Origin of the sequence: Methanocorpusculum sp. (assembly GCF_030655665.1) — an archaeon.
In the GTDB taxonomy this organism is placed as follows: Archaea; Halobacteriota; Methanomicrobia; order Methanomicrobiales; family Methanocorpusculaceae; genus Methanocorpusculum.
In genome coordinates this window covers 22016-36533 of the sequence record NZ_JAUSPQ010000006.1, presented here as the reverse complement: position 1 = coordinate 36533, position 14518 = coordinate 22016, and the positions used below count along the sequence as shown (strand labels likewise).

Annotated in this window: 15 protein-coding genes and 1 tRNA gene; 7 read left to right on the top strand and 9 right to left on the bottom strand. The window is 47.7% G+C overall.

The window, feature by feature from the left end; all coding sequences use genetic code 11:
• Positions 1–263: 263 nt before the first annotated feature.
• Positions 264–1199, top strand: a complete 936-nt coding sequence (locus Q7J08_RS03475) for an adenylate/guanylate cyclase domain-containing protein (protein WP_304910300.1) — start codon at positions 264–266, stop codon at positions 1197–1199.
• Positions 1200–1335: 136 nt separating this feature from the next.
• Here Q7J08_RS03475 and Q7J08_RS03470 read toward each other — a convergent pair whose 3' ends face one another.
• Entirely contained in the window at positions 1336–1542 is a 207-nt protein-coding gene (locus tag Q7J08_RS03470; RefSeq protein WP_304910299.1) for a hypothetical protein, read from the bottom strand.
• A 64-nt stretch (positions 1543–1606) separates the two neighbouring features.
• Here Q7J08_RS03470 and Q7J08_RS03465 point away from each other — a divergent pair, with 64 nt between their 5' ends.
• Positions 1607–2557: a class I SAM-dependent methyltransferase gene (locus Q7J08_RS03465; protein ID WP_304910298.1), complete on the top strand. Its 951-nt coding sequence runs from the start codon at positions 1607–1609 to the stop codon at positions 2555–2557.
• A gap of 34 nt (positions 2558–2591) precedes the next feature.
• On the opposite strand, the gene Q7J08_RS03460 is transcribed toward Q7J08_RS03465, so the two are convergent.
• Complete coding sequence (locus Q7J08_RS03460; protein ID WP_304910297.1) at positions 2592–3221, bottom strand: TetR/AcrR family transcriptional regulator; 630 nt, start codon at positions 3219–3221, stop codon at positions 2592–2594.
• Positions 3222–3434: 213 nt separating this feature from the next.
• Here Q7J08_RS03460 and Q7J08_RS03455 point away from each other — a divergent pair, with 213 nt between their 5' ends.
• The 3 genes from Q7J08_RS03455 (at position 3435) to Q7J08_RS03445 (ending at position 6163) form a co-directional block, all read left to right on the top strand.
• Entirely contained in the window at positions 3435–5036 is a 1602-nt protein-coding gene (locus Q7J08_RS03455; RefSeq protein ID WP_304910296.1) for an amidohydrolase, read from the top strand.
• The gene (locus tag Q7J08_RS03450; RefSeq protein WP_304910295.1) at positions 5033–5743 is read left to right on the top strand and encodes an isoprenylcysteine carboxylmethyltransferase family protein; all 711 of its coding nucleotides are present in this window, start codon (positions 5033–5035) and stop codon (positions 5741–5743) included. The genes Q7J08_RS03455 and Q7J08_RS03450 overlap by 4 nt, the downstream gene beginning before the upstream one ends.
• Before the next feature lie 63 nt (positions 5744–5806).
• Complete coding sequence (locus tag Q7J08_RS03445; protein ID WP_304910294.1) at positions 5807–6163, top strand: cupin domain-containing protein; 357 nt, start codon at positions 5807–5809, stop codon at positions 6161–6163.
• A gap of 154 nt (positions 6164–6317) precedes the next feature.
• Here Q7J08_RS03445 and Q7J08_RS03440 read toward each other — a convergent pair whose 3' ends face one another.
• Positions 6318–7088 (bottom strand): class I SAM-dependent methyltransferase, encoded by a 771-nt coding sequence (locus tag Q7J08_RS03440; protein ID WP_304910293.1) that lies wholly within the window; start codon positions 7086–7088, stop codon positions 6318–6320.
• A 168-nt stretch (positions 7089–7256) separates the two neighbouring features.
• Positions 7257–8282 carry a hypothetical protein gene (locus Q7J08_RS03435; protein ID WP_304910292.1) on the bottom strand — a complete coding sequence of 342 codons (1026 nt, stop codon included), beginning with the start codon at positions 8280–8282 and terminating at the stop codon, positions 7257–7259.
• Between the two features lie 215 nt (positions 8283–8497).
• On the opposite strand from Q7J08_RS03435, the gene Q7J08_RS03430 reads away from it, so the two are divergent.
• The gene (locus Q7J08_RS03430; RefSeq protein WP_304910291.1) at positions 8498–9016 is read left to right on the top strand and encodes a heme-binding protein; all 519 of its coding nucleotides are present in this window, start codon (positions 8498–8500) and stop codon (positions 9014–9016) included.
• 118 nt (positions 9017–9134) lie between these two features.
• Here Q7J08_RS03430 and Q7J08_RS03425 read toward each other — a convergent pair whose 3' ends face one another.
• The 5 genes from Q7J08_RS03425 to Q7J08_RS03405 form a co-directional block, all read right to left on the bottom strand.
• Positions 9135–10334 (bottom strand): MFS transporter, encoded by a 1200-nt coding sequence (locus Q7J08_RS03425; protein ID WP_304910290.1) that lies wholly within the window; start codon positions 10332–10334, stop codon positions 9135–9137.
• A gap of 11 nt (positions 10335–10345) precedes the next feature.
• Entirely contained in the window at positions 10346–10780 is a 435-nt protein-coding gene (locus Q7J08_RS03420) for a MarR family winged helix-turn-helix transcriptional regulator (protein WP_304910289.1), read from the bottom strand.
• A 213-nt stretch (positions 10781–10993) separates the two neighbouring features.
• Positions 10994–11075: transfer RNA gene (locus Q7J08_RS03415), tRNA-Leu, on the bottom strand.
• A gap of 301 nt (positions 11076–11376) precedes the next feature.
• Positions 11377–11991, bottom strand: coding sequence for a hypothetical protein (locus Q7J08_RS03410; RefSeq protein WP_304910288.1), 615 nt, complete (start codon positions 11989–11991; stop codon positions 11377–11379).
• A gap of 82 nt (positions 11992–12073) precedes the next feature.
• Positions 12074–12463 (bottom strand): zinc ribbon domain-containing protein, encoded by a 390-nt coding sequence (locus tag Q7J08_RS03405; protein WP_304910287.1) that lies wholly within the window; start codon positions 12461–12463, stop codon positions 12074–12076.
• A gap of 120 nt (positions 12464–12583) precedes the next feature.
• Here Q7J08_RS03405 and Q7J08_RS03400 point away from each other — a divergent pair, with 120 nt between their 5' ends.
• On the top strand, positions 12584–14401 hold the full coding sequence (locus tag Q7J08_RS03400) for a hypothetical protein (RefSeq protein WP_304910286.1): 1818 nt from the start codon (positions 12584–12586) through the stop codon (positions 14399–14401).
• Positions 14402–14518: the final 117 nt, after the last annotated feature.

Genomic DNA, 14518 nt, shown 5'->3' with positions numbered 1-14518 from the left:
AATGCGATTCGCGAAGATTAGCGGAGATTCGCGGTTGGAATTTATCTCTAGTGTCCATATCAAAGCTAACACATTTGGAGTAAAGCTCTCTCAAACCACGTATGTCCTATAAAATTTAGATGTGCCTCATTAATGGTTCGAACGATGTTTTTGTTTTTGTATAATTGGTGTCAGTAATATTAAGTCTGTTAAATGCTCATTAAATCATTAATAACATGACTCCTCTCTCCAAAAAACCAGAAGATGATAGGAAAGTATTTCGAATGGATTGGATAATTGATCCGGTTGGCTCAGAAAAACAATCCGATGGTACTATTATGATTGTATTGAAGCCAGATCCAAGAAAGTATGATGAAGTCTTTGAAGGTGGTAGCTTGTATGGATATAAAGACAAATTTTCTGGTATAATAATGCCTTTATCAACTCTTAATGAGATAAATTTCCCTGCTGAAATTCCGATATACTATAGTCCTCTTAAGGAGTCTGATTTATGTAAATATTTACGTGAGATTAAATCTGAATTATTGGACAAATGGGATAAGAAATATAATATCAATCCTAAAATGAAACCAATTGAGGAATATTTGGCTACTATTGTAGGTAAAGATGCAAATTTTGTAATAATATATGTTGATATGGCAGGTTCAACAAATTTAAGTTCCAATGTAGATCCTGATACAAATGTCAAAATCAACAAAATATTCCTAATGCAAATGGCTAGAGCAATTGATAATTGTAAGGGATATGTGTTCAAGTATGTTGGAGATTGTGTTATTGGTATTTTTCCAGCTGAAGATAATTTTACTTCAACATGCGATAATGCAATACAATCTGCAATATTAATGTGTGCAGTAATAGAAAAAGTACTAAATCCAATTTTTGAAGAAAAAGGCATCCCAACAATTGGTTGCCATATAGGTCTGGATATTGGATCTGTTCGTATTGATACGATGGGGGAAGAAAATCTCGGGAGTAATATCGATTTAATTGGACGTTCAATGAATGTGACGGCTAAAATTCAAGGTCAAGCTGGGTTCAATGATATCTTATTAGGAAGAAGAATATTTGAGCTCCTTCACTGCTCATTGCAAGAAGGGTGCGAAGAGGTTGATTTGGGGGATAATTGGACCATTAAAGATCAAGATAGTGATGGGATATACCAAGTATATAGGTATAAAAATCGATTGAGTTACCAATAATATCTAAAATAGTAAGTAGTTAGGTGGATGGAATTCGAATTCGATAACCTTAGTGGGAAACTTTCTCCACCCCAATAAACCGATTTTCCTCTCAATACTATTCACTGCTACTTTTTTAAAATAAGGGGAACAAGCCTTACTTCCCCCCCTTCGACACAATCAGCTGCACACCCCCCTGCCAGATCTTTTTGATCTCCTCTTCGGGCATCTCGGTCATCTTATAATTCAGCAGACCCGAATAGAGAGCCACCATAATATATGCCAGCGTTCGTGCATCCGTTTTCGTTTGGATACTGCCCTTCTCCCGCTCCCGCTTCACCGCTCCCTCCGTCGTCGCCCACATCGGTAGCTATATGGGATAATCTGCAAAATATAAGCAATCATATGCAGTATTTGGGAGATTTACGATGAGCGTTAACGATTCGATGATTCAGGACAATGTCTCACTTATGAAAGAAAGGCGTCTGGGAAGTATGACTGCCGAAGGGGTAGCTCTCATGAGGGCGGGAGAAGCAGGAAAGCCTGCCGATGAGCGGATATGTTACGATCCCCTGGCAATACGTTTTATCCGTCCTGAACTGATCGCTCACTTCAATAATCTTTCCAATGCAGAAGAACTCGAGAAAAAACGGACCGAATTCGATCAGATCCTGCCCGGACACCGGAATTCCATCTTAACGAGGGTCCGGTATTTTGATGATTTCATCAGGGGAAAAATTGTCGACGGCGTTTCACAGTTCGTCATAATCGGTGCCGGGTATGACTCCCGTCCCTACAGACTTGAGGGTATGGAAGAAACACAGGTCTTTGAAATAGACCTGGAGGAAACCCAGACTACGAAAAAACGTATTATTCAAACCATATTCGGCAAACTTCCGTCCCATGTTTCGTATCTGCCCCTTGACATTACTGCAGGAGATATGTTTTCATCACTGATTGAATCCGGGTTTGACGGATCAAAACCTGCGTTGTTCATTATGGAAGGCCTCCTCTGCTACCTGCCTCCGGAAATTGTAGTACCCTTACTGCGAAATATCAGACAAAATGCGGCTCCGGGCAGCGGCATACTTTTCGATACAATTCCACAGTCCATGATCGACGGCACCAACCCCTCGGTTGTGGCGGGACGTCTCCGGCAGCATGTGACGGATATGGGAGAGCCGTTCCTTTTTGGGATTCAGGATGGAGAAGAAGAACGATTCCTGACGGATCTTGGATTTTCTGCTGTCAAAGTAGTGATCGACCGCACGTATCTAAGCAAATTGTTCGCCGGAAAAATACCTGAGAAGAAAGCTACCGGTCTTCTGATCTTCTGCTCTGCAGAGGTTTTTCCAGAAGGTCAGAATCGCGCTGCTTGAAAACAGGCTTCAAAATAATTTTTGCTAAGCCTGTTTACCTGCTGCACATCCCGCATCCGGCACAACCCTTGGGGCACTCTGTTTGGACCCCAAAAAGAGCTCTGACGATCTCGATCCACCGGGAACGAAGTTCCTCCCTCTCGACACCGAGAAGCATCATTATCCTCATCCCGTTGAACATCGCCACGCAGGCAATGGCAAGCGTACGCGGATCAATCTCCGACGAAACAAGACCCTCCTTCTGCTGCTCTGCAATCATCCGTGCTGGAGCATCGATCCCGTTTTTCATCCGTTCAACGGAAAAATCCCGGATAACCGGTTCACGAACAGTGATCCCGAAGATCTCAAGAAGCAGAGCATGCTCATTCAGATTCGACGACATCATCTGATCAAACGTCTCGATCCGCATCCTGACCGGGCAGCGATCAGGTGCATCCTGATTGGTGACTTTGCGGTATTGTCCCTGAAGGATCTTCGAACTCTCTATAACAAGCTCCTCCTTATTTTTAAAATACCGGTAGAGAGCGGGTTTACTCACATCAAGACGGCCCGCGATATCATCCATCGTGGTTTTACAGTAACCCTTCTCATACATCGCCTCAAGCCCTGCCTGAACGATCCTCCTTTTTGCCTCTTCCCGATACTCCGGCACCATCTTTGGCATAACCATTACCTCTTGCATAAAAATGGGCTCCGGTCCTATAATAACGTTACTCAACAAGAATTAAAGTTACTGTGCAGTAACTTTAATTAGTACACAGTATAATTAGTAAAATGGATTGTGCAGCATATCCGGGCAGTTTGCTGGAGAGGACCACATCAATAGTCATGGTCGATTCCCGTAAGAACTGAAATGGAGAGACAATCCGTGATCACCATGACAACAATACCGAACGAAAAAATAACTGCGTTCACCGGCGGTCGGATCCTTACGATGGATCCCGACCGTGATCATGCAGAGACATTAGTAATCAAAAACGGCCGGATCCTCGACCTCGGCAGTGCGGAAATCATACAACAGTACCCCGGTGCCGAAATCATTGACCTCCACGGTCGGACCCTTTTGCCGGGCTTCATCGATTCGCATAACCACCTCTCCTCCTTCGGCTGTTTTTTCCCGGAATGGGCAAACCTCATCGGCATCACCGATGAGAAGGCGCTGTTTGCAGGCCTCGCCGAACACGAAAAACTGCATCCCGGAACCGGCTGGCTTGTCGGATTCGGCTGGTTCGATGCCCAGTGCGGGGGCCGGGAATTCACCCGGGCGGATCTCGATGCGTTCTGTCCCGACCGTCCGGTCGTTCTCGTTCAGGCGACCTTTCACAAAAGCGTTGTCAACAGCCGGGCGCTGGAGATCCTCGGCATCGACTCGTCGACGCCGGACCCGCGGTGCGGGATTATCCAGCGTAATCCGGAGGGAGTTCCCACCGGTGTCCTGATCGAAGAAGCCCAGGTCCCGGTGTTCCGGGAAATCATGAACGCAGACACCCGGCGGCATGCCGACCTCATTGAGGCACGGGGCCGCGAACTTCTGCCGTTTGGAATCACCGCGGTCCACGATCCGGGCGTCACCCCCGCAGCGGAGGCCGCCTACCGTCTGCTCTATGATGAAGGGAGACTTCCTGTCTCTGTCCTGATGATGCCGCACGGCGCCGCCGTACTCGACAACGATCTCGGCCCCCGTCTCGCCGGTCCCGTGACCGGAACGGGAGATGAGCAACTCCGGACCGGTCCGGTGAAACTCTTTGCCGACGGAGCAACCTCGGAGACCGTTGGATTTGCCATGAAGATGCACGGTCAGATAATCAAAACCGGAAAATACCGGGACGATTTCGCCGAAGCATTATGCGCCGCCGCCCGTCACGGATTCCAGACCTGTGTCCATTCTTTCGGGAACGCCACGACCGACGCCGTACTCGATGCCTACGAACAGGCGGCAAAGGAAACACCCGCCGGCTTCGTGCTTCGGCCCAGATTCGAGCATGTGGCCCTCCTTTCCGACAGCCAGATCGGGCGGCTTGCGAAAATGAACGCCTGCGTCTCGATCCAGCCGCAGTTCCTTGTCCGGGGTGAGGGCATGAAGCGTGCTCCTCTCGATGAAGGAAAATGGTTCGCGTTCGGCGATCTTTCCCGTGCGGGCGTGGTCGTTGCGGCGAGCAGTGATGATCCCGGAGGATTCATGGAAGCCCGCGATCCGATCAAATGTTCGGTGATGGGTTCGACCATGAGTGCCGGTGACGGCAGAACCATCTTCCCCGATCAGGTCCTTCCGTTCGAGGAATGGCTCCGGATGTACACTGCCGGAGGGGCATGGGCCGGCGGGCAGGAGAACGAGCGGGGCATGCTGAAAGGCGGATTGGTCGCGGATCTCGTGATCCTTGCAGGAGAACTCGACCCCCAAAATCCCCCGGTCGTTGATGAGACATGGAAGGACGGCCGGATCGTGTACAGACGCGAAAACACGGGGAAAACTGTATGAACCCGCAGGGCAGCGAGCCCCTTTCGAAGAATGCCGTGCGTATCCTTCGGGTGAAGGGTATCCTGTCCGGAACGATCCCGGTTCTGATCATGGGGGTGATCCTGTTCGTTTCGGCGGGTACGTTCAGCTGGCCGATGGCCTGGGTCATCCTCGGCGTCATGTTCGCGGCCACCGCGTTCGTTACCCTCCTTTGCAGCCCGGATCTGATCCTGGAACGGATGCATAAACAGAAAGGGGCAAAGGACTGGGATGCCCGTCTGGTCAGAGCGATGAACCTTGTTGGTCTGCTTCCTCTCCTGATAGCAGGCCTCGCTCTGCGGTTCGGCTGGATCGGACAGGTCCCGATCTTCGCGGAAGGGATTGCTCTCTGTTTCTTTCTTATCGGCTACGGTCTATTTACCTGGGCGATGCTGACAAACCGCTTTTTTTCCCGTGTTGTCCGTATTCAGGATGAGAAGGATCACCGTGCCGTGACCACCGGTCCCTACCGTTTCGTTCGTCATCCCGGGTATCTGGGTTTTATTTTGATCGTTCTTGCCCAACCTCTGATGCTTGGCTCTTTCTGGGCACTTATACCGGCCGTGATCACGGTTATCCTCTTTGTCGTACGGACCAGGCGGGAGGATGCTACTCTAAAGAGAGAGCTTGTCGGGTATCAGGCTTATGCAGAGAAAGTGCGGTATCGGCTTTTCCCGGGGATCTGGTGATCTCGGATAAACAATTCTACCTCATCAGGAAGCTATTTCCCGTCACTGACTAAGCAAGATAGTATGACGATCTACGTAACAACGCTGGATAAAACTCCGATCTCGGAGAACCCGCATAATGTGGATGTCCGCAAAGTCCACGGCTCACCAAGTACCGATGTGGTGGTCATTACCCTGCAGCCGGGCGAGACGCTGAAAAAGCATATGACGCCGGTGGATGTGCTGTTTTATGTGCTGGAAGGGAAGGGCATCGTCGTGATCGGCGACGAAGAGACGGGGGTCGAGGAGAATTTCCTGGTCGAAAGCCCGAAATGCGTGCCGCATGTGCTGATCAACGACAGTGATGATGTGTTCCGGGTGATGGTGATCAAAAAGCTGACGACCGGTGAAGGGAAGGATACGAAAACCAGACTGCTGTGACCATTCCATTTTTTTTGAATAACGGTCGTCGTTCATCATAATTATAATTCAGAAAATGTTTCACGTATTATGGGATTTTTTGCGATAAACGATTCCTATTTGAGAGCAACAGACCAAAACCCGTCGATTTCTCCTTATGCTCATTTTTGTGCAGTTATGGTTTTCTCGCTAAATATAGGTCTATGGTATCGTATATATTGATTTTACCCCCGATTTCATCAATTAACGTTTTCATCTCAGCTTCAAAAGCATCTTTTATCTTGACATCTAAAGTTCGATGATCTGAATATGTGTTTAGTAAAGCAATATAAGAATCAGAGGTGAGCGTGCGGACCCGATGATACAATTTTGCTTTGACATCTTTAAACCCAAATTGTTCTAATTCGCGTGTGCGTCGTTCACAATCTTTTTCACCAAATTCAACGATCTCCTTATCGGATGGACAATATGTATCATATACTCGTTTGTTTACTTGATTGCTCATATCGTCTTTTCTGTTGGGAAACGGATGATTCCAAAATAATGCTATAGTGCCGCCCTGTTTTAAAATATCTTTTACCTTACCGTATCCTTCTTCCAAAGGCAGCCAGTGAAAGGCGGTTGCACAATACACCAGATCGTATGAATCCGATTCAAGAGGCAGCGTCATAAAGTCGGCATTGATAACATTGAAATTATCGTATTTGCTAAACTTCTTTTTTACCAAGTCACTCAATTTATCGCCGAGTTCAATCGCAGTAACCAAGCAGCCGGTTTGGAGAATAGATTTTGTTGCTTGCCCTGTGCCAATTCCTATCTCTAAAGAATGACTTCCCTCATCAACTGAAGAATACCTGATTATATCCGCAAACAATTCATCAGGGTATGTGGGTCTTACGTGATCGTAGTTCATTTCATCTTCATTAAACTTTAAACGCAAGTCCATTGTATCACCCTACTGCATTTCTTTAGAACGTCAATCAAATTCTTGTTCAGCTGTATTAAACCCGGGACTTTATAAGCATTATACCCTGTTTTTCTGATGCGAGGGGAGGGATCCCGAAAACCAGAATTTTCTGAGAAAGGCGATCCTGTCCATACGGTCGGGTATGGATCAGCGCGAATTTCTTTTTTCCCTGCTTTTCGCATCGAACAGGGCTTTTAGTCCGGCACATATCACGAGGATCGGGCCGACAACATACCCTGCCCAGACAACCAGTCCGAGAATGCCGAGGATCAGGAGTTTCAGCCATCGATATCTCACCGGCTTTTTCCCGGGTCGGACATAATATCTCAATACCAGGCATCCCAAAACGAACGGGATCAGAATAAAAACCGCCGTTACGGCGAATGATGCCTCGAACCCAGTTCTACTGAGTGCGAGCATCGCCTGGATAAGCATGAATGCCGATCCGGCGATATACAGGAGACCTCCGGCAGATCCGGCGAGCGTCTCCGGATTGATGGGCACCGGCTCTTTTTTTACTCTAAAGAGATAGACCAGCCCGAATACGACGATCAGGAGAGGGAATCCGATGACGAATGCCTGACTGTTTCCTTCCCATATGCGTATATTCGCGATCGAGATCGGGATCATGACCCACTCGGGAAGAGAAAACTCTTCGCGGTAGCCGAGGGCAAGACCGTAATTTCCGGCCCCCGTTCCGTTGTTGACCATCGCAATAAAATACGTGCCGGAGGACTCGGCGATGTATTCGTATTCCAGCCACTGGTAGTTTGCGGCAGGGGTGAAGGGTTCATACTCGGGAAGGTCGGGGGCTTCTCCCGGGATGACGATGTATCCTTCGTTATCGAAAAGAACGACGCCGGCTGGGATATCTCCCTCGTTTTCGATCTCCGGGCCGATGAGGACCGCCTCGGGATTGGCGGCCCCTATATCCGGGGTAAATACGGAGAACCAGAGCCGGTCTCCGGTCTCAAGGGAAAATTGATAGTAGGCAACCGATCCGGCATTTTGGAATGTGCCGTAGAATGCCCATGATTTGTAGGGGTCATCGATATGGACGGCGTTTTGTATTCCTTCGTTTGCTCCGGTTATTTGCGGGACATGTGCTGCGGCACAGGAAGTCAGTGATAGGATGATGAGTAAAACGGCGAGTGCCGCTTCTACTTTCCTCATAATATTTTCATTAATGTTCTTTGAGGAATTAAATTTTTTCACAAAAAACGGTGAAAATTATTTTGGATTTTTTCTCGAAGGAATTTTTTAATCCGCGGCCGATTTGCCTCATCAGTTACCTATTTCGTCTTTGTGACGAAGCAAGATAGTATGACGATCTATGGAATTACGCATGCCCCCTCTTCGATTTCCCTCTTCCCGGGAGGGCCCGGATCATGACGGAAACGATCTCCTATGAGGTCACGGGGAAGGCGGGAGAGATTGAGTATCGGAAGTATCCCGCACTTGTGCTCGCAACGGTCGACAGTGCAGGGGATGATTCAGGGTTCAATCTGCTGTTTGCCTATATCACGGGTAAAAATTCCGCGAAAAATACTATTCCGATGACTGCTCCGGTGATCACGTCGGCAAAGATCCCTATGACGGCGCCGGTCGTTTCCGACGGGACCACGATGTCGTTTGTGATGCCTGCGGGAAAAACCCTGGATGAGATCCCGGAGCCGCTGGACATGAAGGTCCGGATCGTTCCGGTCCCTGAGCGGGAAGTTGCCGTTATCACATTCAAGGGAAAAACCCATGAGAAGGATGTGAGGGAGGAGGAGGCATGGCTCCGAAAAGGGCTCAAGGATGCGGGGATCGAGGCGGCGGGAGAGGTGTTTTTGATGCGGTATAATCCTCCATGGATGCCCGGATTCCTGCGGCATAACGAGGTGGGGGTGGAGATTAAGCGGTGAAGTTTTTCACGCTCTATAATCTGTGCCTCCATACTCAGGAAGGAGATTACTCTTAACACCTCTGTCCTTAATCTTCAGATACGAATGTTCGAAAAATCGCAAAAAAATTTGGAGATATCTATAGAGTTTGTGCTTTCGTATCTTTAACCTGAGGATTGCTTGAACCACCAAACCGTTTTTTCATCAGGTACGTTGTCAGGGCGATAAGCAACCCGAAGACACCTGCAGCTATAAAAACTGCGTTCAGGCCGAAATACACGAGGAGGATACCAAGTACAACAGGAGAAGCACTCTGACCAACGTATTTCATGCAGTTGTGAATTGAGATCACTCCTCCTCTTGATTCGGGTGGGGAAATATCAATAATCTGCACATCAATGGCCGTTTGGGCAAGAATAAGACCTGCTCCGAACAGTAATAATGCAAGAACCACTCCGGCAACGGAATGCAAAACCGGCATGCATATCATCGACAGGCCGACACAGGCAAAACCCCCAACAATCACCATGAGCAAGGAATACTTGCCGGCAAGGGGCCCCACACGGGATGCAAGCAGCATGCATGTGATTCCCGGAATGGCGAGCATAAGTCCTGATGCCCCTGACGCATAGCCGAATGAACTCTTGAGCATGAAGGGAACGTACGTCATCATGGCAAACAACATGAAAAAGATTGAGAACCCCATGAATATTGTGTAGATGATTGGCACACTCCTAAGACATTTGAGTGCTTCAAGTATCCCCTTCTGATCGCCGGTTTCTATCTGGACTTTTGTCTCAGGGAGTAATGTGATTATCACAATCGCAAATGGCAGGGAAAGTGTATAAAACAGGAATGCATAGTTCCATCCCAGCATAGCAAGGCCGCCCCCGATCACTGGGGCAAATACTGATCCAAAGGCAAATGATATGCTGATCTTACTCATGGCCCTCACACGATCAAGGCCGGTGTAGACATCTCCTATGACCAGCATGGCCATGGATGTCATCCCCGCCACGCCAATCCCCTGTACAAACCTTAGGATAAGGAGTAACGGGAAATCCGCTACAAAAAAACTCACCAGTCCCGTTATTCCATAGAGTATAAGGCTTGGGACCAGTATCCTCTTACGATTTACACGGTCAATAAAATGTCCTATGATGAGGGTGAAGACCGCTGTTGAGAACGTAAACACAGACATAATCAGTGCTATATTCTGTGCGGGGGTCTCCAAGGGCCCCACCATCTCCGGTAATACGGGTGCCAGAAGAGCCCCTCCAGCCATTGCAAAAAATGCAACGAGACAGAGCATGAGTATGTGAATATTTTTGAATTCCATGATCTCTCCGACTATTTTTCCATTGTCCGGGATACGTTTTTGATCATATCCTCGAAAGAATTCACAATAGTTTGTCTTTGATCAGGATCAAAATTAGATAAGAGAATATTCTCCCATTCTAATGCTATCTTTTTGAGACCGGGTTCTATCGCTTTCCCTTTTTCGGTTAGAAACACTCTATAGGATCGTTTGTCTTTTTCGTCTCTCTGTCGATAAACATAGCCTTCCTTAACGAGTTTTTGTACGGCTCTTGTGACGTTCGCTCTATCCAGATTAATGGACTGACCAAGTGATTCCTGATTTACTCCATCTTTTTGAAAAAGTGGCATTAAAAGGTAAAACTGTCCGGGTCCAATATTGTAAGATTTCAATTCTTTGTCAAGGTAGATCTGATTATACCTGTAGAGAAATGAAACGAATTTTCCAATGAATCCCTTATTGCTCATTATAATGATTTCCAATCCTTAGCTTTTCTTTGTTGGATCTATAATGTTGCGCCCGCAACAATATAGTTGCGGGCGCAATCATCATAAAGTTTTTGATACAACCAAGTGTGTTTGGAAAAGAGTACGTTATTGTGCAAGTAATTTTTCAGAACTGTGTGATATCACACGTAGGGGATTCAAAATTTTCCAGATAACTATTACCCCTAAATCAGATGCGAGGGGAGGGATTCGAACCCGCGAACTACTTAAGAACAGATCTTGAGTCAGTCTCCGTTGGCCACTTGGATACCCTCGCGAAAATACTTTTACATATTGGATATGGTTTCTAATGAAGTTGTCGTCTTCCGGGAGTCTGTTCATCCTTGAGAAGACTGATGTCACTCTTTCTTGATGGTATTTGATTTTTGAAGTGTTGGGCGGGATTCGCGCCGATTCGCGGTTTGTTTTATTTCTTGTATCCACACGAATGCCGTACATGAAATCAAAATAAATCTTACTCGTACGTCAGCTTTTTGATCGAGAGCATATCTCAGAAGTCCTATATTAATATATTTTAGCTGGAACTTCATAGAAAAATTAGGGTTAAATTCACAAATTTACTTTATTGTTGTAAAATTATCTCTAATAATGTGACAAATAGTTATCCCTATCATGATTATAGTAATTATTAACATAAATATCCCTAATAGAGGCAGGATGATTAGAACATTTATAGTAATAATTACTGAAATAAGAGAGATCCCAATCATTAATACTGCCTCAAAAATTTTCCTAAGGGTTTGATGCTTATCTCCTATTTTTTTGAGACAAGTCTTGATCATTTCTGCCCAAATAATAATAATTCCTATGAAAATAAAGATAAGAGTCAAATAAAAAATACCCAATCCCGTTGGATTTCCACTATCGTTTAATTCCAAGGAAGCTATATTTATCGAAGCTAAGGCAGAGATGAGTGACAATCCTGCAAATACAAAAATTATTTTTTCCAGAATATTTGATGAATATTTATTTTCTGAAAGTAATTTAGTCTGTTTTTTTGTTTCGTTTAGAATCTCTTGTAATAATTCGGTAATTGAAGAATCATTCCCCTCAATCTTCTGTTCTTTTGTCTTGTCTGCAAGTACGTTCAGAGAATCAGTTGATTGATTAGATCTATCATTTTCTCGCTCTTTTAATTTTGCAGCTACAATCTCTTCGACCTCTTTTCGCATATTTGGCGTTAATGAATCTCTACACATGATAATGAATGAATCATTCACGTCTTTTACGATAAAGATATCTTAAAAAAAAAGATTATTTTTTCACTTCAGTCCGCACGATCGTCTTCCCCTTCTTCTCGAGCTTCGCCTGCTCCCCTGCCGGATCCTCCAGATACGCCAGAACCGCGTCAAGATCCCTGCCCTCCTCCAACGCCTCCTTCAGCAGATCCTTCATCCACTCGAAATACATCGCCCTCTTACTATCCTTCAGACTCGCCCCGCACTCATTACAGAACTTCGCCGTCCCGGAATTCACCGTACCGCAAACCGGGCACACATTCAGCAGACTGATCCGATTCACCATCGCTTTTCGCACCCAATCCTGAACCGTCGTCCCTTCCACGCGTGCCGCTGTTTCCAGCTGCATCTTCAGGTTCTTCGGGAGCCGAATCAGGATCTGATCATCATTCTTTTCTTCAGCCATAATTACTCTACATACCTATTCTACGTATATCTATAAATACTCTGCTATCCAAACTTATTTGTATAAAATGATATCAAAGATATATCAACCCCTAAAAAACAACGGAGGGAAGTAACGGCCTTGAACGAACTACCCATTCCGCTTCCGGCGGGCTACACCGCCGAACTCAAAGAAACGATCACAGAACCTCTTTCGCCCAGCGGAGCCCCGATCGGTCTCGACGTCGAGTCCTACCGGATCAACCTCTACAAAAACGGCCAGCTCAAAGACATCCTCACCACCAGTGATACCAGCGCCGATCTTCGTCGCGCCGTCAAAGAACACATCATCGACACCGAACCCGAAGGACCCGAAAAAGCGTATCTTCTCCGGTTCTTTGATCCGTCTTTTGCCCCGCCCTGGGAGAGAAAGACCATGACCCGCGGGCAGCTCCCGACGCCCGAAGCTCTGCTCAACTCGCTCAACGACGAAGGAAACGCCGTCCGGTTCGAAAAAGAAGCCGCCCGCTATCTCAGATATGACGCGACCCGGGGTGAATGGTTTGCCTGGATCGACAACCACTGGGAACCTGCCAAAGAAAAGATCGGGCAGGTCCTCCGGCTCGTTGGGAAAAGCACCGAAGAGGAGCTAAACTACTGGAAGCGCCGTGCAGAGATCGAAAACACGCCTGAGATGCGGAATCTTGTCACTCAGCTCCAGAATCACGTGAATCTGAGCAAGAACCACACAAAACAGGTCGCTCTCCGGAAGATGATCGAAGGCTCTTCGATGCAGGTGAATCTCGCCGAAGCGTCCGACGACCGGTATATCACCTTTAAGAACGGCGCAATCGACTGTAAAACCGGCGAAATCATCCCGATCTGGGCGTGCGATTCGATCCGCGAGAAGTATCCGCTGATCTATCTCGATCGGACCTATACGCCGGGGCTTCGCTCGCAGGCGTTCATCGACCACCTGAAAGCGGTGTTCACGGACAATACGAGCGATCTGACCGAAGATGAGCGGACGCTTCGGATGATGGAGCTCGGGCGGTGTTTTCTGCGCCTGCTGGGCTATCTGCTGTATCCGGCGAATCCGGAGCAGATCATCCTTTTCCTGTGGGGAAAGGGGAGTAACGGGAAGTCGACGACGATCGATGTGCTGCGGGATATTTTCGGGTCGGAGATGTCGGAGGCGTCGGTCCGGGAGCTGTATGCAGGGTTCGAGGACCGTCCGGCGTCGGGTATTTACCGGTCGCTTTCGAAGCGTGCGATGCTGATTTCGGAGGCGAGCGATGAGGAGTCCCGGGGCGGGCGGATCAGTGCGGACACGGTGAAAGCTCTTACTGGGGACGCGGTGACGAGTCGGTTCCGGGATATGTATGAGAAGTCCCGCCCGCAGAAGATCGTCTGTACGCCTGTCGGGGTAACGAATGAGCTGCCCCGGTTCGATAAGGTTCTGGATTTTGCCCTTCTGCGCCGGATCTTTACGATCCCGTTCCCGCATCTGTTTGCGGGGGATGAGCGGGTGCGTGATATCCGGGAGTCTTTGCTTGCCGAGGGGGATGCGATCTTTTCGATGGTGGTGGATGAGCTGATTGCGTATATCAATGAGGGGCTTTTGCCGGTGCCGGCGTTTTGTGCGGCGACGCAGAACGAGCTTCTGGCAGGCTTCGAGGTGTCGGCATTCATCGAGGAGTGCGTGGAGAGGTCGGAGACGGGGAAGGTGTCCCGCCTGGAGCTGGAGGAGGCGTATATTGCGTGGTGTGCCCGGCATGATATCCCGGTGGGCCTTGCAAAGATCCAGATGCCAGGGTATGATGAGTATTCTCAGGTGAATTTCCGGCAGGGTCTGTCGGAGAAGGAGAAGAGGGGGCTGTTTAAGGGGATGCGGGTGTACGGGTTTGAGGAGAAAACGGTTCGTGGAACACGGTTTTTCAGCTGTGTTCTGAAAAAGTAGGGTGCACGTCGGACCTGCACCCTTGTTTTTTATTTGTGCTGAGGGTGCAGGTTTCAAAAATCTACGTGCACCCTTATTTTGGTATGATTTGCGTTATTTTTTGAAAAATAGGCTTAT

Excerpts from the sequence above, each read along its gene's own strand:
- Q7J08_RS03435 (WP_304910292.1), bottom strand. The coding sequence starts at position 8,282 with ATGAGGAAAGTAGAAGCGGCACTCGCCGTTTTACTCATCATCCTATCA.
- Q7J08_RS03465 (WP_304910298.1), top strand. The coding sequence starts at position 1,607 with ATGAGCGTTAACGATTCGATGATTCAGGACAATGTCTCACTTATGAAA.
- Q7J08_RS03445 (WP_304910294.1), top strand. The coding sequence starts at position 5,807 with ATGACGATCTACGTAACAACGCTGGATAAAACTCCGATCTCGGAGAAC.
- Q7J08_RS03475 (WP_304910300.1), top strand. The coding sequence starts at position 264 with ATGGATTGGATAATTGATCCGGTTGGCTCAGAAAAACAATCCGATGGT.
- Q7J08_RS03450 (WP_304910295.1), top strand. The coding sequence starts at position 5,033 with ATGAACCCGCAGGGCAGCGAGCCCCTTTCGAAGAATGCCGTGCGTATC.
- Q7J08_RS03430 (WP_304910291.1), top strand. The coding sequence starts at position 8,498 with ATGACGGAAACGATCTCCTATGAGGTCACGGGGAAGGCGGGAGAGATT.
- Q7J08_RS03410 (WP_304910288.1), bottom strand. The coding sequence starts at position 11,991 with ATGCGAAAAGAGGTCGAAGAGATTGTAGCTGCAAAATTAAAAGAGCGA.
- Q7J08_RS03455 (WP_304910296.1), top strand. The coding sequence starts at position 3,435 with ATGACAACAATACCGAACGAAAAAATAACTGCGTTCACCGGCGGTCGG.
- Q7J08_RS03440 (WP_304910293.1), bottom strand. The coding sequence starts at position 7,088 with ATGGACTTGCGTTTAAAGTTTAATGAAGATGAAATGAACTACGATCAC.
- Q7J08_RS03470 (WP_304910299.1), bottom strand. The coding sequence starts at position 1,542 with ATGTGGGCGACGACGGAGGGAGCGGTGAAGCGGGAGCGGGAGAAGGGC.
- Q7J08_RS03460 (WP_304910297.1), bottom strand. The coding sequence starts at position 3,221 with ATGCCAAAGATGGTGCCGGAGTATCGGGAAGAGGCAAAAAGGAGGATC.
- Q7J08_RS03425 (WP_304910290.1), bottom strand. The coding sequence starts at position 10,334 with ATGGAATTCAAAAATATTCACATACTCATGCTCTGTCTCGTTGCATTT.
- Q7J08_RS03405 (WP_304910287.1), bottom strand. The coding sequence starts at position 12,463 with ATGGCTGAAGAAAAGAATGATGATCAGATCCTGATTCGGCTCCCGAAG.
- Q7J08_RS03420 (WP_304910289.1), bottom strand. The coding sequence starts at position 10,780 with ATGAGCAATAAGGGATTCATTGGAAAATTCGTTTCATTTCTCTACAGG.